The organism is Marinobacter sp. ES-1 (genome assembly GCF_000475255.1).
GTDB lineage: Bacteria > Pseudomonadota > Gammaproteobacteria > Pseudomonadales > Oleiphilaceae > Marinobacter > Marinobacter vinifirmus.
This window is the reverse complement of record NZ_AXBV01000022.1, coordinates 31,566-53,102: the sequence shown is the minus strand read 5'-3', so window position 1 is coordinate 53,102 and position 21,537 is coordinate 31,566. Positions and strand designations below refer to the sequence as shown.

Annotated in this window: 17 protein-coding genes; 5 read left to right on the top strand and 12 right to left on the bottom strand. The window is 58.2% G+C overall.

Features of this window, described 5'->3' with window-relative positions; all coding sequences use genetic code 11:
- Window positions 1-226: 226 nt before the first annotated feature.
- The 6 genes from Q668_RS01320 to Q668_RS01295 all read right to left on the bottom strand — a co-directional run bounded on the left by Q668_RS01320 (window position 227) and on the right by Q668_RS01295 (window position 6,102).
- Window positions 227-844 (bottom strand): sulfite oxidase heme-binding subunit YedZ, encoded by a 618-nt coding sequence (locus Q668_RS01320; protein WP_022987783.1) that lies wholly within the window; start codon window positions 842-844, stop codon window positions 227-229.
- Window positions 844-1,815 (bottom strand): protein-methionine-sulfoxide reductase catalytic subunit MsrP, encoded by a 972-nt coding sequence (msrP, locus tag Q668_RS01315; RefSeq protein ID WP_022987782.1) that lies wholly within the window; start codon window positions 1,813-1,815, stop codon window positions 844-846. The genes Q668_RS01320 and msrP overlap by 1 nt, the downstream gene beginning before the upstream one ends.
- Window positions 1,816-1,905: 90 nt before the next feature.
- The gene (gene pssA, locus Q668_RS01310; protein ID WP_022987781.1) at window positions 1,906-2,718 is read right to left on the bottom strand and encodes a CDP-diacylglycerol--serine O-phosphatidyltransferase; all 813 of its coding nucleotides are present in this window, start codon (window positions 2,716-2,718) and stop codon (window positions 1,906-1,908) included.
- Between the two features lie 90 nt (window positions 2,719-2,808).
- On the bottom strand, window positions 2,809-3,825 hold the full coding sequence (ilvC, locus tag Q668_RS01305) for a ketol-acid reductoisomerase (protein WP_022987780.1): 1,017 nt from the start codon (window positions 3,823-3,825) through the stop codon (window positions 2,809-2,811).
- A gap of 64 nt (window positions 3,826-3,889) precedes the next feature.
- The gene (gene ilvN, locus Q668_RS01300) at window positions 3,890-4,381 is read right to left on the bottom strand and encodes an acetolactate synthase small subunit (RefSeq protein ID WP_036218832.1); all 492 of its coding nucleotides are present in this window, start codon (window positions 4,379-4,381) and stop codon (window positions 3,890-3,892) included.
- A gap of 2 nt (window positions 4,382-4,383) precedes the next feature.
- Entirely contained in the window at window positions 4,384-6,102 is a 1,719-nt protein-coding gene (locus tag Q668_RS01295; RefSeq protein WP_036218829.1) for an acetolactate synthase 3 large subunit, read from the bottom strand.
- Window positions 6,103-6,572: 470 nt separating this feature from the next.
- Between Q668_RS01295 and Q668_RS01290 the strand changes: the two genes are divergently transcribed.
- Window positions 6,573-7,049, top strand: a complete 477-nt coding sequence (locus tag Q668_RS01290) for a DUF4124 domain-containing protein (protein ID WP_022987777.1) — start codon at window positions 6,573-6,575, stop codon at window positions 7,047-7,049.
- An 86-nt stretch (window positions 7,050-7,135) separates the two neighbouring features.
- On the opposite strand, the gene clpB is transcribed toward Q668_RS01290, so the two are convergent.
- The 3 genes from clpB to rluD form a co-directional block, all read right to left on the bottom strand.
- Window positions 7,136-9,712: an ATP-dependent chaperone ClpB gene (clpB, locus tag Q668_RS01285; protein ID WP_022987776.1), complete on the bottom strand. Its 2,577-nt coding sequence runs from the start codon at window positions 9,710-9,712 to the stop codon at window positions 7,136-7,138.
- A 158-nt stretch (window positions 9,713-9,870) separates the two neighbouring features.
- Entirely contained in the window at window positions 9,871-10,626 is a 756-nt protein-coding gene (pgeF, locus tag Q668_RS01280; protein ID WP_022987775.1) for a peptidoglycan editing factor PgeF, read from the bottom strand.
- Window positions 10,616-11,593: a 23S rRNA pseudouridine(1911/1915/1917) synthase RluD gene (gene rluD, locus Q668_RS01275; protein ID WP_022987774.1), complete on the bottom strand. Its 978-nt coding sequence runs from the start codon at window positions 11,591-11,593 to the stop codon at window positions 10,616-10,618. Before rluD ends, pgeF begins: the two co-directional genes overlap by 11 nt.
- A 63-nt stretch (window positions 11,594-11,656) precedes the next feature.
- Between rluD and Q668_RS01270 the strand changes: the two genes are divergently transcribed.
- A complete protein-coding gene (locus Q668_RS01270; RefSeq protein ID WP_022987773.1) occupies window positions 11,657-12,490 on the top strand; it encodes an outer membrane protein assembly factor BamD in 834 nt (277 codons plus the stop codon).
- An 11-nt stretch (window positions 12,491-12,501) separates the two neighbouring features.
- Here Q668_RS01270 and Q668_RS01265 read toward each other — a convergent pair whose 3' ends face one another.
- Window positions 12,502-14,166: an NAD+ synthase gene (locus tag Q668_RS01265; protein WP_022987772.1), complete on the bottom strand. Its 1,665-nt coding sequence runs from the start codon at window positions 14,164-14,166 to the stop codon at window positions 12,502-12,504.
- Between the two features lie 90 nt (window positions 14,167-14,256).
- On the opposite strand from Q668_RS01265, the gene Q668_RS01260 reads away from it, so the two are divergent.
- From Q668_RS01260 to Q668_RS16570, 3 genes are all read left to right on the top strand, one after another.
- Window positions 14,257-15,903, top strand: coding sequence for a sensor histidine kinase (locus Q668_RS01260; RefSeq protein ID WP_022987771.1), 1,647 nt, complete (start codon window positions 14,257-14,259; stop codon window positions 15,901-15,903).
- Between the two features lie 50 nt (window positions 15,904-15,953).
- Window positions 15,954-17,360, top strand: a complete 1,407-nt coding sequence (locus Q668_RS01255) for a sigma-54-dependent transcriptional regulator (protein ID WP_022987770.1) — start codon at window positions 15,954-15,956, stop codon at window positions 17,358-17,360.
- A gap of 73 nt (window positions 17,361-17,433) precedes the next feature.
- Window positions 17,434-18,000, top strand: coding sequence for a GspH/FimT family pseudopilin (locus Q668_RS16570; protein WP_022987769.1), 567 nt, complete (start codon window positions 17,434-17,436; stop codon window positions 17,998-18,000).
- Window positions 18,001-18,015: 15 nt separating this feature from the next.
- Here Q668_RS16570 and Q668_RS17580 read toward each other — a convergent pair whose 3' ends face one another.
- Both Q668_RS17580 and Q668_RS01240 read right to left on the bottom strand, forming a co-directional pair.
- Window positions 18,016-18,468: a type IV pilin protein gene (locus Q668_RS17580; RefSeq protein WP_022987768.1), complete on the bottom strand. Its 453-nt coding sequence runs from the start codon at window positions 18,466-18,468 to the stop codon at window positions 18,016-18,018.
- Window positions 18,461-21,526 (bottom strand): pilus assembly protein, encoded by a 3,066-nt coding sequence (locus Q668_RS01240; RefSeq protein ID WP_022987767.1) that lies wholly within the window; start codon window positions 21,524-21,526, stop codon window positions 18,461-18,463. Before Q668_RS01240 ends, Q668_RS17580 begins: the two co-directional genes overlap by 8 nt.
- Window positions 21,527-21,537: the final 11 nt, after the last annotated feature.

The window sequence follows — 21,537 nt, the reverse complement described above, 5'->3', positions numbered from 1 at the left end:
TTTCGAATAATTTCTGAAGCATTTTTTCGAATACTTTCAATCGGTTGCATTCCTTCCGAAAGTTGCCGTAAGTGGCTTGTCCCTCAGAAGTGGTGCGCATTCTACAGGCGTAAGAAAAACTGTCAACGCCCTTTTCCGAAAAAACCTGGCAGGCTTCGGTTTCCACCTACATGCCTGATCAATCGCTCACCACAATGACTATTTATTGTCCATTTTGTGACGTATTTCAAGTTCTTTTTAGTGGCACCAGAGACGAAACACCAAACCACCTGGCCCGCACCACCAACAATCCCGCCAGAATTACCGCGTAAACCACCATTTCGGTAATGTCACTTCTTGCCTGCCAGAGGAAGTGCACCCACGCGAGTATCGCAGCCGGATAAATCAAACGGTGCAACGGCTTCCACCACCGCCCGGTACGCTTCATCATTCTCCGGGTAGATGTAATCGCCAGGGGCACCATCGCCAGAAATGCGGCAGCACCGGCAATAATGTAAGGGCGCTTGGTAAAGGTCGCCCAAAGATCCATCCAGCCCAGAATCAGCTGCAGGAAGGCCAGCAGATGCAACGCGGCATAGAAAAAGGCAAACAACCCCAGCATCCGCCGGTAACGCAACCAGCCCGACCAGCCGGTTACTTTCTTTAATGGGGTAATAGCGAGCGTAACCAGAAGCAGCTGGAATGCGGCAATGCCAAGCGCTTCCGTAATGACCTGCCCGGGGTCCGGCCCCAGGTTGGCATTGACAATGTCTGCCACCAGGAAGCCCAGCGGCAGCAGGGCCAAACCAAACACCAGGCACTTTCCGACAATACCGCGCCACTTGTTTGCCACAGCGGACGCCATCAGTAATACCTGGACAGGTCCATGCCCTTGTAAAGGCCGGCCACCTGCTCGCCGTAGCCATTAAACTTTTCCGTCTCGATCCAGTTGGGCCGGAACACGCCCGAAGGCAAACGGCGCTCCATCTTCTGGCTCCAGCGCGGGTGATCCACTTCCGGGTTCACGTTGGCATAGAAACCGTATTCGCTTGGCGCAATCATTTCCCAGCTGGATTTCGGCTGCTCTTTCATAAAGCGGATACGCACAATCGACTTGATACTCTTGAAACCGTATTTCCAGGGCACCACCAGGCGGATCGGCGCACCGTTCTGGTTGGGCAAGGTCTTTCCATACAGACCTACCGCCAGAAACGACAACTCGTTCATCGCCTCATCCATACGCAGGCCTTCCCGATAGGGCCAGTCGATGGTACTGAACAGAGATCGCTGTCCGCGCATCTGCTCCGGGGCATTCAGCGTTTCGAAGTAGACGAATTTCGCATCCGAGTTCGGCTCCAGGCGTTTGATCACCTCCGCCAGCGGTACCCCCACCCACGGGATCACCATTGACCAGGCCTCCACACACCGCAACCGGTAGATCCGCTCCTGGTACTGGTGAGGCTTCAGCAAATCCTCCAGCGCGTACTTGCCGGGATTCGCACACTCCCCTTCTACTTCAACGGACCAGGGGTCCACAGACATTTCCGAAGCGTAGCGGGATGGGTCCTGCTTGCCGGTGCCGAATTCGTAGAAATTGTTGTACGTGGTGATGGCATCATACGGGGCCGGTTTCTCGCCTGTGGAGAATTGCGGCGCAGCCTTGTAGTCCAAAACCGTTCCCGGCCGGGTATCTTCCGCCCGAACCAGTCCCGGAATCGACAGCGCTGCGGCTGAAACAATAGCACCGGTCATGAACTTGCGCCGGTTAACGTAAACAGATTCAGGGGTTACTTCAGATTCGGGGACAGACCAGGAAGGGCGTTGCTTGATAAACATCGGAGGCTCCAGAGTTCGCGGTTAACAGATAGACCGAACATTCCCGGAGAAATTCCCGCCCGGGCGGATCCGGGCGGGAGGCAGTTGTCGTCAGGCGCGCTTTGGCTTTTTGCGGAACAAGGCACGGACCGGACCCGACAACGCATAGATCAGGAACGCAGTGAACAATACGGTGGCCGGGTCTACAGCGATCACTACCAGTATCAAAACCACCAGCAAGATAGCGGCGAAAGGCACCCGGCCCCGCAAATCCAGGTCTTTGAAGCTGCGGTAAAGAACGTTGCTCACCATTAGCACGCCGGCACCGCCGACGACCACAATAGACAGCAAGGTCAGCCAGGCGGACGGTTCAAACTGATGGAAGCACCAGACCAGGCCTGCCACACAAGCGGCTGCAGCCGGGCTCGGCAAACCCACAAAGAACTTTTTATCAACAGAGCCAATCTGGGTGTTGAAGCGAGCCAGCCGCAATGCCGCGCCGGCCACGTAGATGAACGTAATAGCCCAGCCCACTTTATCCAGCCCGTTCAGGGCCCAGAAGAAGGCCACCATACCCGGAGCCACGCCGAAGGCCACCATATCGGCCAGGCTGTCATACTCTTCACCGAACTTGCTCTGGGTGTTGGTCATCCTGGCCACCCTGCCGTCCAGACCATCCAGAACCATCGACACGAAAATAGCGATGGCGGCGTTATCGAACACGCCGTTAGCGGCAGAGACAATGGCATAGAACCCGGAAAACAGGGATGCGGTGGTCAGGGCATTGGGCAGCAGGTAGATGCCCTTGCGGCGCACCTTGGCTCCCTCAACCAACTCTTCCTCGACAACCTCGCCACTTTCAAGGTCCAGCTCTGCAGCCTTGTTCGGTTCAGGCTTGTCGACAGATTTATTCTCTTCAGTCATTCCATAAACTCCGGAAAGCATTTGGGCGGAGTATATACGAAAAACGCGGCCACTAGGGCCGCGCTTTCAAACCGTACCGGAAATTCCGGATCAGTTCTTTTCTTTATCCACGATCTTGTTCGCGGAAATCCACGGCATCATGGAACGCAGCTTCTCGCCCACAGTCTCGATCTCGTGAGCCGCGTTCTGGCGACGACGAGCAGTCATGGACGGATAGTTCAGGGCACCTTCAGAGATGAACATCTTGGCGTATTCGCCACTCTGGATGCGCTTCAGTGCGTTACGCATGGCTTCGCGGGACTGCTCGTTGATCACCTCCGGGCCGGTTACGTACTCGCCGTACTCAGCGTTGTTGGAGATGGAGTAGTTCATGTTGGCGATGCCGCCTTCGTACATCAGGTCAACAATCAGCTTCAGCTCGTGCAGACACTCAAAGTAAGCCATTTCCGGAGCGTAGCCTGCTTCAGTCAGGGTTTCGAAACCGGCTTTAACCAGCTCAACCGCGCCACCACACAGAACCGCCTGCTCACCGAACAGGTCAGTTTCGGTTTCGTCTTTGAAGGTGGTTTCGATGATACCGGTACGGCCGCCGCCGATGCCGCTGGCGTAGGACAGGGCTACGTTCTTGGCGTTGCCGGAAGCGTCCTGGAAGATCGCGATCAGGTCAGGAATACCGCCGCCCTTGGTGAACTCGGTGCGTACAGTGTGGCCCGGTGCCTTCGGAGCAACCATGATCACGTCCAGGTCTTTGCGCGGAACGATCTGGTTGTAGTGGATAGCAAAGCCGTGAGCGAAGGCCAGGGTAGCGCCCTGCTTCAGGTTCGGCTCGATTTCGTCACGGTACAGCTGGGCCTGGAACTCGTCCGGAGTCAGCACCATAACAACGTCAGCGGAAGCAACGGCAGAAGCCACGTCGCTGGTCTTCAGGCCGTAGGCTTCAGCCTTGGCGATGGAGGAGGAGCCGGCACGCAGGCCAACCACTACGTCTACACCGGAGTCCTTCAGGTTGCACGCGTGCGCGTGGCCCTGGGAGCCGAAGCCCAGAATGGCAACTTTCCTGCCCTGGATGATGGAAAGATCACAATCCTTATCGTAATAAACCTGCATGAGAAACCTCTGTTATCAGTAACAGCCCTTAAGGGCCATAGTGTTCAAATTTTTCGGGCAGCCCTTACAGGCTGAGAACCTTTTCGCCACGGGCGATGCCGGATACACCGGTACGCACCACTTCCAGCACGCCAGACGTGCCTACAGCCTGGATAAAGCCATCAAGCTTGCTGCTGTCGCCGGCCAGCTGAACGGTATAAACCGAACTGGTTACGTCGACAATCTGGCCCCGGAAGATATCCACGGTGCGCTTGATTTCCGCACGCTGGGAACCGGTTGCCTTCAGCTTGACCAGCATCAGCTCACGCTCGATGTGGGCACCTTCGGTCAGGTCTACCAGCTTGACCACTTCAATCAGCTTGTTCAGCTGCTTGGTGATCTGCTCGATAACCTTGTCGGAACCGCTGGTGGTGACGGTCAGGCGAGACAGGGTCTCGTCTTCGGTCGGCGCCACGGTCAGCGTTTCGATGTTGTAGTTGCGCTGGGAAAACAGCCCAACCACGCGGGACAGTGCGCCCGGCTCGTTTTCAAGCAAAACAGAAATGATTCGACGCATGATCACACCCTCTCCGTTTTGCTGAGCCACATATCCTTCATGGAACCACGGGCAACCTGCATCGGGTACACATGCTCGAAACGGTCCACGTAAATATCCACAAATACCAGCTTGTCTTTCATCGCCAGGACTTCCTTGAGCTTGGGCTCCAGGTCTTCCTTGCGATCAATGCGCACGCCAACATGGCCATAGGCTTCCGCCAGCTTGATGAAGTCCGGCAGAGACTCCATGTAAGACTGGGAATGACGGGACTCGTAGTTCATGTCCTGCCACTGCTTGACCATGCCCAGGGCCTGGTTGTTCAGGTTGATGATCTTCACCGGCAGATCATACTGCTTGCAGGTGGACAGCTCCTGGATGTTCATCTGGATACTGCCTTCACCGGTGAAGCACAGCACTTCATCGTCCGGATGGGTCAGTTTGATACCCATGGCGGCCGGCAGGCCGAAGCCCATGGTGCCGAGGCCACCGGAGTTGATCCAGCGGTTGGGCTTGTCGAACTTGTAGTACTGGGCAGCAAACATCTGGTGCTGGCCCACATCGGTGGTTACAAAGGCATCACCGTTGGTGAGCTTCCAGAGCATCTCGACCACTTCCTGCGGCTTGATCACATCCGGGCTGGTTTCGTAACGCATACCGTGGAACGCACGCCACTCTTCGATCTGCTTCCACCAGGACCCCAGCGCTTCGGCATCCGGCTTGTCCTTCGACTCTTTTACCAGCGACAGCATTTCTTTCAGTACCGCATCCACCGGGCCAACAATGGGCACGTCTGCATCTACGGTCTTGGAGATAGATGCCGGGTCGATATCGATATGAATAATGCGCGCACCCGGGCAGAACTTCTCGGTGGCGTTGGTTACGCGGTCATCAAAGCGCGCGCCCACACAGAGAATCAGGTCTGAATGGTGCATCGCCATGTTGGCTTCATAGGTGCCGTGCATACCCAGCCAGCCCAAATGCTGCTTGTCGGTCGCCGGATAGCAGCCGATGCCCATCAGAGTATTGGTGATGGGAAAGCCCAGGGTCTGGGTCAGCTCGGTCAGCTGACTGGAAGCCTTGCCCAGGATCACACCGCCGCCGGCATAGATGATCGGGCGCTTGGCCGCCATCAGCATGTCTACGGCTTTCTTGATCTGGCCGGCATGGCCACGAACTGCCGGGTTATAGGAGCGCAGCTTGACCTTCTTCGGATAGGCATACTCATAGCGCTCGTTCGGGGTGGTCATATCCTTGGGGATATCCACCACAACCGGGCCGGGGCGGCCGGTAGAGGCAATATAGTAAGCCTTGCGGATCACTTCAGGAATTTCTTCCGGATGGCGCACACTGAGGTTGTGCTTAACCACCGGGCGGGAAACACCGATCATGTCGGTTTCCTGGAAGGCATCTTCACCAATCAGTGTAGATGCAACCTGGCCGCACAGAACCACCATGGGGATGGAATCCATGAATGCGGTGGCAATGCCGGTAATAGTGTTGGTGGCTCCAGGACCCGAGGTCACCAGTACGGTACCTGGTTTTCCGGTAGCACGGGCGTAGCCGTCGGCCATGTGGACCGCCGCCTGTTCGTGCCGCACCAGAATATGCTTGACTTTGTCCTGCCTGAACAGCGCATCATAAATATGAAGGGCTGCACCACCCGGATAGCCGTATATGTATTCGATCCCTTCATCCTGCAGGGAGCGGATCAGCATATCGGCGCCAGACAATAACTCCACGATTTCTACCCTCTTCTACGAGTGAATGAGCCGGGTTACGCCCCGGTTGCCTGGATTCTCGGTTTCCATGCTTCTTGTGAAAGCGGAACCGGCGTACTCCTCCACACCATTTTTAAGAGGTTGTCTCCTGGCCAGCCGCCCTCCTGAGGGTTGCGGAGAACGACCAATCAACGGGTTGCACGTAAGCAACAACCAGTGCCCGCCAGCGGGTGGCGAACGCAGTGTGGTGATTAACGGGGGATACTCGCTCGGGATTGCCTGCCGTATTGACCCCAGTCTTCAGGCAATCTGCAATTCTGACAGCGCGAAACTCACTGTCAATAGGCGCTGTGGCTTAATTGCCACCATTTTCTTAGACACAGGGCCCCGGTTGGCCAATAATGGTGCAAGAGATTTGAACCAGACAGAAGAAAATCCGCATTCGGGGTGGCATCATGCCACCAGGCAGTAATCGAATAACGAGTGGACCTATGAACCGAAAAATCCTGATGCTGGCCGCGATCATGGCCGCCGCCCCGGGCTTCGCCGCCGGCGCCTCCGTATACAAATGGACCGACGACAGCGGCGTAACCCACTTCGGGGATCGCCAGCCTAATGGCGCATCTGCAGAGATTGTTAACGTGCGCACCGGCAAGAGTTCCGGCGGCCAGGCGTCCCGGGTGAGCCCGCAACAGCAGGTTCAGGAAATCCAGGAGCGCCAGCAGGCTGAAGCCCAGCAGCGCCAGGAAACCGCCCAGGAAGAAGCCCTGCGCAAACAGCGTGAAGCCAACTGCGCCACCGCCCGCTCCAACCTTGAAGTGATCGAGAGCAACGCCCGGATTCGCGTTGAGGAGAACGGCGAGATGCGCTACCTGACCCCGGAAGAAATCGAGGAACAGCGCAAGCAGTTTGAAGAGATTGCCGCCGAGAACTGTGGCCCGATGGAAGAACGAGCCGAGCAGCAGTAAAACAAAAAAGCCAGCCGGGCAACCCGACTGGCTTTTTCGTTCCCGGTTGATAGCCGGGGCCCAGTAGCCCCGGCACTGCGCAGCACTTACTTGCGAGCAAACACCACGGCGTTGTCCTGAACCGTCGCCACGATGGTATCCCCCGGCATAAACTCCCCTTTCAGCAGCTTCTGCGCCAACGGGTTTTCGATCAGCCGCTGGATCGCCCGCTTCAGCGGACGGGCACCGTAGACCGGATCGTAGCCCACCTCGGCCAGCAGTTGCATGGCGTCTTCGGCGATCTCCAGTTGCATGTCCTGATCCTGCAGGCGCTGCGCCAGGTTCGCGATCTGGATCCGGGCAATGCCCTGGATCTGGTTTTCCGCCAGCGGATGGAACACCACCACTTCGTCCACTCGGTTGATGAACTCAGGGCGGAAGTGAGTACCCACCACTTCCATCACCGCAGACTTCATGTCTTCGTAGTTCTCCTCGCCCGCCTTCTCCTGAATGATGTGAGAGCCCAGGTTGGAGGTCATCACAATCACCGTGTTGCGGAAGTCCACGGTGCGGCCCTGGCCATCGGTCAGGCGGCCATCGTCCAGCACCTGCAGCAGGATGTTAAAGACATCCGGGTGGGCTTTCTCTACCTCATCCAGCAACAGCACGGAATAGGGCCGGCGGCGCACCGCTTCGGTCAGGTAACCACCCTCTTCGTAACCCACGTATCCGGGAGGCGCACCAATCAGCCGGGCCACGGAGTGCTTCTCCATAAACTCGGACATATCAATGCGAACCATCGCTTCTTCGGTATCGAACAGGAACGACGCCAGCGCCTTGCACAGTTCGGTTTTGCCCACACCCGTGGGGCCGAGGAACAGGAAGGAACCGTTGGGGCGGTTCGGGTCCGACAACCCGGCCCGGGACCGGCGCACGGCGTTAGACACTGCTTCCACCGCTTCTTCCTGGCCAATCACCCGGCCGTGCAGCGCCTCTTCCATGCGCATCAGCTTATCGCGCTCGCCTTCCAGCATCTTGGACACCGGAATACCGGTCCACTTGGAAACGATTTCGGCGATTTCCTCATCGGTTACCCGGTTACGCAGCAGTTCCATCTTCTGCATCTCGGCCTGGCCGGCCATTTCCAGCTGGCGCTCCAGTTCCGGAATCTTGCCGTACTGAAGTTCCGACATCCGCCCCAGGTCACCGGAGCGGCGGGCGGTTTCCAGGTCAATGCGCGCCTGCTCCAGGTCGCTCTTGATCTTCTGGGAGCCGTGCAGGGCCGCTTTCTCGGCATTCCACACTTCTTCGAGGTCCGAATATTCCCGCTCAACGCCGGCAATCACATCCGACAATTCAGACAGTCGCTTCTTGGAGGCGTCGTCTTTCTCTTTCTTCAGGGCCTCGCGCTCGATCTTCAGCTGAATCAGCCGGCGTTCGAGGCGGTCCAGCGCTTCCGGCTTGGAATCCATTTCCATGCGGATCTGACTGGCGGCTTCATCCACCAGGTCGATAGCCTTGTCCGGCAACTGGCGGTCGGTGATGTAGCGATGCGACAACTTGGCGGCAGCGATGATGGCGCCGTCAGTTACCTCAACCCCGTGGTGCACTTCGTAGCGTTCTTTCAGGCCCCGCAGGATGGCAATGGTGTCTTCCTCGCTGGGCTCGGAGACCAGCACCTTCTGGAACCGGCGCTCAAGGGCCGCGTCTTTCTCGATGTTTTCCCGGTATTCATTCAGGGTAGTGGCACCCACGCAGTGCAACTCACCCCGGGCCAGTGCAGGTTTAAGCATGTTACCGGCGTCCATGGAGCCTTCCGCCTTACCAGCGCCCACCATGGTGTGAATCTCGTCGATGAACAGGATGATCTGGCCTTCCTGCTTCGACAGCTCGTTCAGCACCGCCTTCAGGCGCTCCTCAAACTCACCCCGAAACTTGGCGCCGGCAATCAGCGAGCCCATATCCAGGGACAGCACCTTCTTGTCTTTCAGGCCATCGGGCACTTCGCCGTTCACAATGCGCTGCGCCAGACCTTCCACAATGGCAGTCTTACCCACACCCGGTTCACCAATCAGCACCGGGTTGTTCTTGCGCCGGCGCTGCAGAACCTGGATGGTACGGCGGATTTCATCGTCACGGCCGATCACCGGGTCCAGCTTGCCTTGTTCGGCCCGCTCGGTCAGATCAATAGTGTACTTGGACAACGCCTGACGATTTTCTTCTGCACCTGCATCGTTCACGGTTTCACCACCACGCACCTGATCAATAGCCTTTTCCAGGGCGGCTTTGTCTACGCCCTGCTCCCGCAGAATGCGGCCCAAAGAACCCCGGTCTTCCAGCGCCGCCAGCAAGATCAGCTCGCTGGAAACAAACTGGTCGCCCCGCTTCTGGGCCTGCTTGTCCGCCATATTCAGCAGCCGGCCCAGATCATTGGATACCGACACATCGCCGGCGTTGCCCTGCACTTCCGGCAGGTTTTCAATTTCCTGGGCGACGGCCTGGCGCACCCGGCCAGCCTCTGCACCCACCTGTTGCAGCAGCGGCTTTACCGATCCGCCCTGCTGATCGAGCAGCGCCTGCATAAGATGCACCGGCTCAATAAAATTATGGTCTTTGCCTACCGCGATCGACTGCGCATCCGCCAGGGCGGACTGCAGTTTGCTGGTCAGCTTGTCGATTCTCATGAGTTCAGTTCCCCGAATTTTTTGCGAATACGCACCACGGCCCGTTGCCTTCGGCGTATTCCGATTGCTTTGACATTTAATGTAGGGGCAGGTAGGGGGACTTCAAGCTGGGGGCTGACTATTTCGACGAAAACTTGACGGCCGTCAGCTGCGACCGGTCAGCCCAGCCAGATAATCGACGCCATACGGCCCGTCTGGCCATCGCGGCGGTAGGAGAAAAACCAGTCCTGGTCGCGCACAGTACACAGGCTACCGCCGGATAGCGAGCTAACCCCGGCGTGCCGCAGGCGTTGGCGGGCAAGGTGGTAGATGTCGGCCATGAAATGGCCGGGGCGGGCACCGGCTGATTTGAAGGCACTAGCGGCTTCGGGGGACTGCTCGATAAAGGCTTCGCGCACTTCCGGGCCCACTTCGAACTGCTTCGGGCCTATGGCGGGGCCCATCCAGGCCACCAGCTCCGAAGGCTCCACCGCCATGGCGGCCACCAGGTTTTCCAGTACACCGCCACACAGGCTGCGCCAGCCGGCGTGGGCCGCGCCCACCACCGTGCCTCTGCGGTCCGCCAGCAGCACCGGTAGGCAGTCAGCCGTCAGGATGGCGCAGGCCATTCCGGGAATACGGGTAAAGCTGGCGTCTGCATCCGGGCGGGAGCCCACGGTGGCAGGCGTTAATTCAACCACTTCGGTGCCATGCACCTGATTCAGCCAACCAATGCGATTGCCGTCCAGCCCGGCGAAGCGGGCCAGGGTTTGGCGGTTTTCCAGCACGTGGCCAGGATTATCACCCACGTGGTCGCCCAGATTCAGGCTGTGCCAGGGCGGCCGGCTGACGCCACCTTTACGGGTAGTACACAAGGCCCGCACCCGGCGTGGCGCAGGCCAGTCCGGGCGCAGTACATCGTGCTCAGCAATCATTCTCTTCCAGTTCCCGGGCATGCTTGCGCAGGGTTTCGATCAGGTGAACCATGTCTTCCGGCAGGGGCACTTCCCAGCTCAGAATCTCACCGGTTTCCGGATGCTCCAGGGTCAGCTGCCGGGCGTGCAGGGCCTGGCGATGGAATGCCGCCAGCACATCCCGCAACTCTTCGGTGGTGCCTTTGGGCAAACGCAGACGACCGCCATAAACAGGATCACCTACCAGCGGATGGCGCACGTGGGTCATGTGTACCCGAATCTGGTGCGTGCGGCCGCTTTCCAGCTTGCAACGAACATGGGTATGGGCGGCAAAGCGCTCAATCAGCCGGTAATGAGTCACTGCCGGCTTACCGGACGACACCACAGCCATGCGCTTGCGATCCTGCGGGTGCCGGCCAATGGGCGCATCCACCGTAGCGCCACCGGCAAGAGAACCCACTACCACGGCCTCGTATTCCCGGCCCATGGTACGTTCCTGCAGCTGGTTAACCAGCGAGGTGTGGGCAATCAGGCTGCGGGCCACCACCATTATGCCGGAGGTGTCTTTATCCAGCCGGTGCACAATGCCGGCCCGGGGCAGGTTTTCCACTTCCGGCGCATAGTTCAGCAGCGCATTCACCAGCGTGCCATCGGCGTGGCCGGCAGCTGGGTGAACCACCAGCCCGGCGGGCTTGTTGATCACCAGCAGGTGCTCGTCTTCATAAACTATATCCAGGGTGATCGGCTCGGCTTCCCAGGTAACCTGTACTTCCGGCTCGGCGTCCAGGTCCAGAACGTCGTCCATCATGACTTTGTCCCTGGGCTTGCGGGCTTCGCCGTTCACCGTGAGCGCCCCGCTTTTGATCCAGGACTGCAGGCGCGAGCGGGAATGCTCGGGCATGAGTTCGGCCGCAGCCTGATCCAGCCGCCGGTCGCTCAGTTCCGGGGGGATGGTGTAATGTCCGGTAATACGGTTATCGGAAGACATTCGGCCTCTTTTTGCTACAATGCGGGGTTCATTCAAGTTGCGACCATTATACGGGATTCCGGCATGAGATCAGTTGTCCGATTACTGCTAATTTCCACTATCATTGCGCTGGCCAGCGGCTGCGCCTCTAATCGCGAAGTGGAAGTACTGCCGGAAGAGACTTACTACGACAACGCCCGCCAGGCCATGAACTCCGGCAACTTCAACGAAGCCGAAGAAAACCTGGACGCCCTGGAAACCTATTATCCGTTCGGCCGCTACGCCGAACAGGCCCAGCTGGACCTGATCTTCGCCCGCTACCAGAACCTGGACCTGGAAGGCTCCCGGGCGGCGGCTGACCGCTTTATGCGCCTGAACCCCCAGAGCGACCACCTGGACTACGCCATGTACATGCGCGGCCTGGCGTCTTACAACCTGGACATGGGCCTGGCTGCCCGCTACTTCCCGATTGATGTGGCCGCCCGCAGCCCCGGCGAACAGTTGCAGGCGTTCCGGGATTTCTCCCAGCTGCTGAACCGCTTCCCGGACAGCGAATACGCCCCGGATGCCCGCCAGCGCATGATCGCCATCCGCAACCGCATGGCCGAGCTGGAACTGCACGCAGCCCGCTACTACATCAAGCGCGAGGCCTTTGTGGCGGCCAACAACCGGGCACGTTACGTGGTGGAGAACTTCCCGTCTTCCCCGGCGGTTGAAGAAGCCCTGATTCTGCTGGCCGACACTTTCCGCTTTATGGACCTGAAGAAAGGCGCCAGCGATGCCATCGCTACCCTGCGGCAGAACTTCCCCAACAGCGAAGCCTTTGATGAGAACGGTGAGTTCCAGTCTGACCGCCTGCGCCGCCAGAACCGATCCCTCACCAACGTGGTTACCTTCGGCCTGATGGGAGACGAGTAAGGCCTGCGGCCTTACTTACCAATCTTCCAGCCGTTGGTAATCGGATACCGGCGGTCTTTGCCAAACCCGCGCTCGGTAATGCGCACCCCGATGGGTGCCTGCCGGCGCTTGTATTCGTTGATGTCCACCAGCCTTACCACCCGTTCGACATCCGCCCGCTCAAAACCTTCCGCGACAATGGCCTCGGCACTGTAATCACGCTCTACGTACAGGTTCAGAATCTGGTCCAGAATGTCGTATCCCGGCAGGCTGTCCTCGTCTTTCTGGTCCGGCGCCAGCTCTGCGGACGGCGGCCGGGTAATCACCCGCTCCGGAATGACCTGCGACAGGCTGTTGCGGTACCAGGCCAGGCGGAACACCAGGGTTTTCGGCACATCCTTGAGCACATCGAAACCGCCCGCCATATCGCCGTACAGGGTGGAATAACCCACCGCCATCTCGCTCTTGTTACCGGTGGTCAGCACCAGAGAACCGAACTTGTTGGACAGCGACATCAGCAACACGCCCCGCAGGCGGGCCTGCAGGTTTTCTTCCGTGGTATCCGGCCTCGTGCCTTCAAAGGGCTTGGCCAGGGTTTGCATGAACACGTCGTACATAGGCTCGATGGAGAACACATCGTACTGAACGCCCATGGCCGTGGCCTGAGCCTCCGCATCTTCCAGGCTGGCGCTGGAGGTATAACGAAACGGCATCATCACCGCCCTCACCCGGTCCTTGCCCAGGGCATCGGCAGCTACCGCCAGGGTCACGGCAGAATCGATACCACCCGACAACCCCAGCACCACGGATTTAAAGCCGTTCTTGTTCACGTAATCCCGAACACCGATCACCAGTGCGTTGTACACATTGGCTTCCAAAGATGGTTCCGCCGGCAACGGCTGGGAGATCGGCTGGCAGTGGTGCTCACACAGGAATTCCACCGGGAACAGACCGTCGGCAAACTGGGGCGCTTCAACGGCCAGCGCACCGGCATGGTCGACCACCATGGAGCCGCCATCAAACACCAGTTCGTCCTGCCCGCCCACCAGGTTGGTATAGACAATGCTCACCCGGTTATCCGCCGCCTTGCGTTCCAGCAGCGCCTTGCGCCGGGCCTGTTTGTCGATATCGTAGGGGGAGGCATTCAGGTTCAGGATCAGTTGCGCACCGGCGGCTGCGGCATCTTCCAGCGGGCCGTCTTTCCAGATGTCTTCACACACGGTGATGCCGACCGGCACACCCTTTATATCCATAACCAGAGTATCGCGGCCTTCAGCGAAGTAGCGCTTTTCATCGAACACCTGGTAATTGGGCGGGCAACGCTTGAAATACCGGCCGCGGATTTCGCCTTTCTCGACAACCACCGCGGCGTTATACAACAAACCGCCGGAACGCACCGGCGCGCCGATCACCATGGCCGGCTCCAGGTTGGCCTGCTGCAAACGCTCCAGGGCCTCGGCAATGCGCAGGTCCAGGCTCGGCCTCAGTAGCAGGTCTTCCGGCGGGTAGCCGGTCAGGCACAGCTCAGGGAACAGCACGATATCGGCCTGGTGCTGCTCCTGGGCCTGCTGCGTGGCCTTCAATACCAGCTCGGTATTACCCGGAATATCTCCAACCAGAAAGTCCAGCTGGGCCATAACCACCCGCAGCTTGCGGGGGGAGTCTGAATCGGCGGATGCGGTTCCGGGTGTGGCCATGCAAAGGCTCCTGTAACTTGTTGCCATGAAAAGGCTATTATAACCCCGCAAAGGCAAGGATTTCTTCCGGGCAGAGGCAATAACCCCTTCATGGCAACCGAGCTTACCAACACAACCCATGCCCGCTCCCCGTTCGGGCCACCGGCAAAATACCAGCAGGCGCGCCTGTTCCGGATCTACAACCACTACCGGGTAGTCATCAGCCTGCTGCTGGTTGCCCTGCTGTTTGTAGACCCTTTCACCGCAGACACCCGTTTCCGCTGGCTGGATTACTACCAGGCCGGGGTGGTTTCGTACCTGGCCCTGAATGGCTTTATCGCCCTGCTTCTGCTGGCCGGCTTCCAGCCTCGGCAGCGGCACATTACCCTGTCCATACTGGCAGATATCCTGGTGATGCACGGCTTGCTGCTGGCCAGTTCCGGCATTACCAACGGGCTGGCCAACCTGGTGATTGTCGCGGTTGCCGCCGGCAACATCCTGACCCCCACCCGCATGGGCACCTTCTACGCCGCACTGGCGGCCATCTGCTCGCTGGGCATCTCCGGCTGGGCCGTGATCACCATCAACGAAAGTGCCGACGACATCGTTCGGGCCGGTTCTTTGGGCATCCTGTATTTCGCCACGGCGGTGATTCTGCAGGGCATTTCCAAACGGGTGATCCGCAGTGAAGCCCTGGCCAGCAGCCGGGCCAAGAGCATTGCCGAGCTGGAACAGATCAACCAGCAGATCATCCAGCGCATGCGCACCGGCATTCTGGTGCTGGACCGGTACGGGCACATTCGCCTGGCCAACGCGGCGGCAGAAGAACTGCTGTTCGGCGCCGCCAGCCACCAGGCGGGCGAATCCGGCCACCACCGGGAACTGCCCCCGCCCCTGAAAAGGGGCCTGGAACTCTGGTTGAGAAACCCCGGCAGGCGCATCGAGCCCTTCCAGCCGTCAAACACCTCTCCGTTATTACAAGCCAGCCTGACCCAGCTGGACCAGGAGCAAGGCGACCTGATACTGATGTTCATCGAAGACATGAGTAAGGTTACCCAGCAGGCCCAGCAAATGAAGCTGGCCTCACTGGGCCGCCTGACCGCCGGCATCGCCCATGAAATCCGCAACCCGCTGGGCGCCATCAGCCACGCGGCCCAGTTGATGGAAGAATCTCCCAACCTGGACAAGGGCGACCAGCAAATGCTGGATATCATTCGCCGCCATTCCCGGCGGGTGAACGGCATTATCGAAAACGTACTGGACTTGTCCCGCCGCCGGGCAGCAGATACCGAACTGGTGGATGTAGCCAGCTGGCTTGAAGAGTTCCGCCAGGACTTCCTTCAAACCCTGGACGACGACACCCCCGTACAGATTGAACTCTTCTGCGATGACGCCATACCCGCCGCCCGGTTCGATAAAAGCCAGGTTGAACAGGTGCTGGTAAACCTGTGTGACAACGGTTTGCGGTACAGCAAACAGTACAGCGGCCAAAACAGGATACAATTAGCCGCAGGCACCAGCGCCGATGGCGAGCGGGCCTTTGTGGATGTTAAGGATTTCGGCCCCGGTATTGCCCCGGAACACCGCAACTCCGTGTTCGAACCGTTTTTCACCACCGACAAAAGCGGCACCGGCCTTGGCCTGTACCTGGCCCGGGAACTGTGCGAAGCCAACCAGGCGCACCTGTCGCTGGTGGAAGACGGCGAACCCGGCTGCCGGTTCCGGATTACCTTTGCCCATCCGGGCCGGATGATCTGACCGCCGGGCTGCCAACGCACTGCCATTCATCAAAGAACTGAACACAGATAATGACAAAACAAACCGCGCTGATTGTAGACGACGAACCGGATATCCGGGACCTGCTGGAAATCACCCTCACGCGCATGGGCATAGAGGCCTACACCGCGCCCGACCTGGCCAGCGCCCGGAGTTTACTGGCCCAACACCAGCCCAACCTGTGCCTGACCGACATGAACCTGCCAGACGGCAACGGCATAGAACTGGTGCAGTGGATTCAGGAACACAACCCCAACACCCCGGTAGCGGTGATTACCGCCTACGGCAGCATGGACACTGCCATTGAATCGCTAAAAGCCGGCGCCTTTGACTTTGTCTCCAAACCGGTAGAACTGCCCCGCCTGCGGGAACTGGTGAACAGCGCCCTGAAGCTGTCCGAGCCCAAACTACAGCCGGCCGAAGAGAACGACGAGCCCGGCCTGCTGCTGGGAGAATCCCCGCAAATCCGCAAACTGCGCAATCAGACCCGCAAACTGGCTCGCAGCCAGGCCCCGGTGTTTATCAGCGGCGAATCCGGCAGCGGTAAAGAACTGGTTGCCCGGATGATCCACCTGCAAGGCCCGAGAGCCGACGGCCCGTTCATCGCCGTCAACTGCGGTGCCATACCGTCCGAACTGATGGAAAGCGAATTCTTCGGCCACAAAAAAGGCAGTTTCACCGGCGCCATCGACAACAAACCCGGCCTGTTCCGCAGCGCCGACGGCGGCACTTTGTTTCTGGACGAAGTGGCCGACCTGCCCCTGGCCATGCAGGTAAAACTGCTGCGCGCCATCCAGGAAAAAGCCGTGCGCCCGGTCGGCGACAGCCAGGAAATCGCCGTAGACATCCGCATCCTGAGCGCCACCCACAAAAACCTGGCTGAGCTGGTGCAGTACGGCAATTTCCGCCAGGACCTGTTCTACCGTATTAATGTGATCGAACTGGCGGTCCCCCCACTGCGCGACCGGAGTGAAGATATTTCGCTGCTGGCCCGCCACATTCTCGAACGCATTGCCCGCGAATACGAATGCGAGCCCGCGACACTGACACACGATGCCGTTAACCGCCTGCAGAATTACGACTTCCCCGGCAACGTGCGGGAGCTGGAAAACATCCTGGAACGGGCCTTCACCCTGTGCGATGACGATGCCATCGACGCCGAAGATCTGCACCTGAATGGCGGGGTGGCGCCCGATATGCCAGCCCCGGCGGCTGACCCAGCCAACGCTGGCACTTCAACATCAAACAACAAAACCACGCCCGCCAACACCATACCCGATGGCGAAATGAACCTGGAAAACTTTCTGGAGGGCATTGAACGCCAGGCTATCGAGAAAGCGCTGGAAGCGACACGCTGGAATAAAACGGCGGCGGCCCGGCGTTTGGGCATCAGTTTTCGGGCATTGCGGTATCGGTTGAAGAAGCTGGGGATGGATTGATTGCCCGCCAGTTTGGGCTATAGTCGGTGTGAGCCGGATGCTCGCCCATTGAATACAAGACAAGGAACTGTCTATGGCACCTGCACGGATTTCAGCTGGCTTCACGTTGGTGGAGTTGATGATTGTGATCGTACTCATCTCAGTGATTGCCAGCTACGCGATTCCCTCCATGGGAAGCCTCATCGAAAACTCCCGCCGGCATTCCGCAGTCAGCGACATGATCACACTGATTAACCTGGCCCGAAACACGGCCATCATGGATCAGCAAACCGTCACCGTTTGCCCGCTAGATTCAGCCAATCAGTGCACTGACAGCTGGAATACACTACCAATCACCGTCTTTCGGGACCCAAACGCTGATCGGGTTCTTGCTCACGAAGACGATATCGTGCGTATCACCCATCTCGCGAAAGGCGGCAGCTGGGAGGGGAATACCGCTAACCGGCCGTATTTTCGATTCTTTGCTTCCGGCATGGCCAGTTACGCGATCGGCAATCTGGTCTGGTGCCCGGATGATAACGACAGCCACCTGGCTGCACAGATTGTCGTTAACATGGGTGGCCGACCGAGGCTTTCCGAGGATGAAGACGGTGACGGCCTTCTGGAAGATGCCAGCGGTGATACGGTGACCTGCAGCTAGAGTCCTCCCGGTTACTCATTCATACCAGGCATTCTCGCTGGCACCGATGCTTCCGGAGTTGTCCGCATCCCATTCGCGCACGCCGTTGGAGTGGAGCTGCAGAAAGCCGTCGCCCGACTGGCCGTTTTTAGGCGTTGCCCGCAACGTGAATGAATTAGCCTGTAAATCCTGAATGGTGAGATCGTAGAACTTGGCGTTACCATCCAGGGGCGCCTCATCGGGAAACAGATCGCTCGGTGGAGCGCCTGGCACTCCACTGCCGTCATCTGCACCTGCATAGGTGTTGTTCTGGGTGTAGTAACGCTCCATGGCACTGGCAAACTGCATAAGCACCCCCTGGGCGTCACCACGTCGGGCTTTTTCTACGTAGCCTTGATAGTTCGGGTAAGCGATAGCAGCAACAATACCGATGATGGCAACAACGAACATCAGTTCAATCAGAGTAAAACCGCAACAAGATTTATTCATAGAGCTCCTGCCAGCTTTGCCTTCCCAGTTGGCCCTGAGCCCGGCCAGTCTCTACCCGTTCCTTCCAAAGCTTGCCATCCCAACGCGGCATGAACGCATCCGAGCCAATAATGCTTGCTTCAGAGACTTTACCACCCCTGACTTGTATACCCACAAAGGAATCCTCCAGCTTTGCCCAAACCGGCTGATCCGGAGTTGTGCCATCCAGACCGAATGCCATCAACCAGCTTTCACCACCGTTATCACAAGGATCGGCGCTTGGTGTTTGCGTATTCACAAAAACCGTTCGCCCCCTGACCTGGGGCGCCTGCACGATCCGCTCTCCAGGCGCCGGCAAATCCACGTACCATCCTGCGTACTTGGCGGCATCAAAACTGTCTCCATTAGAAGTCCTTACCTTCTGTGTATTGCCATCAATACTCAGCGACGTCCTGATCAAATCACGGCGAGCCAGGTCAGAGCGCGTTATCCCGGCGTGCTTATCAAAAATCCCATAAAAACTCTGCACCGTACTGTCAGCAATATCACCTTGATGCAGGTATTTGCCTGTTCCAAACAGCACCATTGTTTGCCGTTCCGGATACCGGATAACCGCAGGTGGCGATGTAATGGGTTGAGCAGCACCATCAACGCGAGCAGTCAGCAAAGGCTTTTTATAAGCATTTGCCCAGGCTTTCTGGCCATTCTGAGCCGCAACCCAGAGATTACCCTCCAGGTCACCGGCATAAACCCGGTCGATAATGCTGTCGCCATCCAGATCAACTTGCCGTATCGGCGACAACCCGGTTGCGCCTTCGCCCGTTTCAAAAGCGATAAAACGGTAGTTCACGCCCTCTTGCCAGGTCCCGGATAATCCGCCTTCAATGTCCAGCATGAATAAACCGGTTGCCGGCGACTCGGCGCCATAACCATTAGGCAAAAACACGGTCCACCGCTTCTCGCCCTTACCCCAATCGGCCAGGCCTATTTTCGGTGGCTCAAGCTGATAGCCCATGCGGGCGTCATCCGTTGAGCTGAATTCCCACATGGGAAGGCCGGCTGCAACATCTGCAAAGATCTTGGGCTCTGTAACGTCCAAAGCAAAAATGCCCTTGGCCCCGGTGCGAACACCACCCACCAAAACGGTGCGCCAACGTTTAAAGCCATCACTGGCACCACGGGTATGAACATCTGAGACTACGGGCGTGAGATCCACATAATAGCGGTGCTGATACCCGGGGTTAGTCAGATAGTGGAGACCACGATCATCCGCGGAAGACGCCAAAAACTCGGGAATATAAGCAAACAGCTCTTCCCCGGTATCGGCGGAAAAACCATGGAGCATGCCGTCATTAGCCCCCACATACACCATGGCCTGCCGACCATCGTATTGGCCCCGAAACTTACTGTAGCCCGCAAAGGGGCCATTGCCCGGCCATGGGAGGGACGGAGATTGAACGTAAACCGGCCGGGAATGAACCATGTCCCCAAGCAAACTTTCGCGCTGGCGCAAGCCTGCTACGGCATGCCCTTGAAAATACCTGACACGTTCAGCTGCGGTGAAATCCCCTTGGTTCAAATCATCTCGCATGCGATTGCTAAAGCCAGAAATACTTGCCGGCGCAAAAGCGACACCGTTACCAGTATCGCCGTTGTAGGTATAAAGAGCCCTGGGATTTGCTTGCAAATCACGGCCATCCAGCACTTCCCCTGCCTGCCAAAGATGAACACTGGCTTGATTCGGCTCGTAACCTATCTCCGAGGCATCCGTTGCTTTCAAACTACCGGTCCAGTGAGACGGGTTAAAACTGGCTCCGAACAAGGCTGAGTCGGGTGCGGTAGTGGTGGAACCAGATGTCAGCCCCGACTCGCTTGCCTCATTATTTGCCAGAAGATGCTTAAATGCGCCGGCAAGACGCTCACCGATATTTTCCTGGCCATCAATTCGATAAATGGTAACGGGTTGCTCACCCTCAAGATCAGGACGAACATCCTCTATGCGGCCAACCACAGCAGGATCGGGATGCTGCACCACAGGCGATTCGGCTGACCGGGCTCCGCCGAATGCAACAATGGCATTCGCCTGGCACCTGTACTGAACCGGATCGTCAGTCCCGCTGGTATTTTGAAACAACCGAAGCGCCAGTGCCTGAAGCTCCCCAAAAGCCCCACTACCGGCATGCCAGTCAGCCTCGTTCAAGTAATCAATAACCCTGCCGAGCCCTTGAGCAACCGGCCCTGTGCCACTTTCACCGGCAACCACCGCGCTATAACCCAGAAACCCGGCATGACGCTGAACCAACCCTTCCGGTTCTGAACTGCCGTTACCGGTAACACAGTTGTCTTCCAGGCCAATGCTTGCGTCACACACTTTCACCCTGGCACTGATTCGGTAAGAATAATGGTCCGCTTCGTTCCGGCCATCGGCATAGGGATACTCTTCCGGATTAAAGTCCTGCACGGGCCGCTCCGCCTCACTGCCAGAAACACCGGGGGTCACGATGATTGAGGGCCCGGCCCCGCCGGCCAGAACCGAGATTTCTGACACCGGGTAGCCGAGCTCCGTTTTAAAAGGCGCAGCACCCTGAACTACTTGAGTACCTCGAATAGTGCGTTGATGCGCCACTGTATTGTTTGTGGCCAACGCGGGCTGTAGCCAGATTTCATCATCCTCATCCCGAACCCGATTACCACCCGTCAAGGTCTGTCGATAATGATCTGCGGGTGTCGCTGTCACCCAATTAAGAAAATTGCCGCTCCACTCACCATCACCACCACAATAGCGATCTTCAGCCCGCCTGGCAGGGCGAAAGTGCCGCTCAGCCTCTCGTGCATCGAAGTGATAGAGATAGCACTTGCCTGGATCAAAATATCCAGTAAAAACGGCATCACTGCTGTAAGCACCACCATGAAGAAAACCCTCGCCACCAGCCATCGGTGCAAACACAACGGCTCCCGGCACACCTTGCGTATCTGCCAAATAAAGCGGCTTCTGCGGCATGGTTAACGCTTCAGCCCCCTGCACAAATCCGGAAGCAACGGCCATTCCCGTGGCCAGCCATAAAGTCCATTTACTCATAACCATTCCTT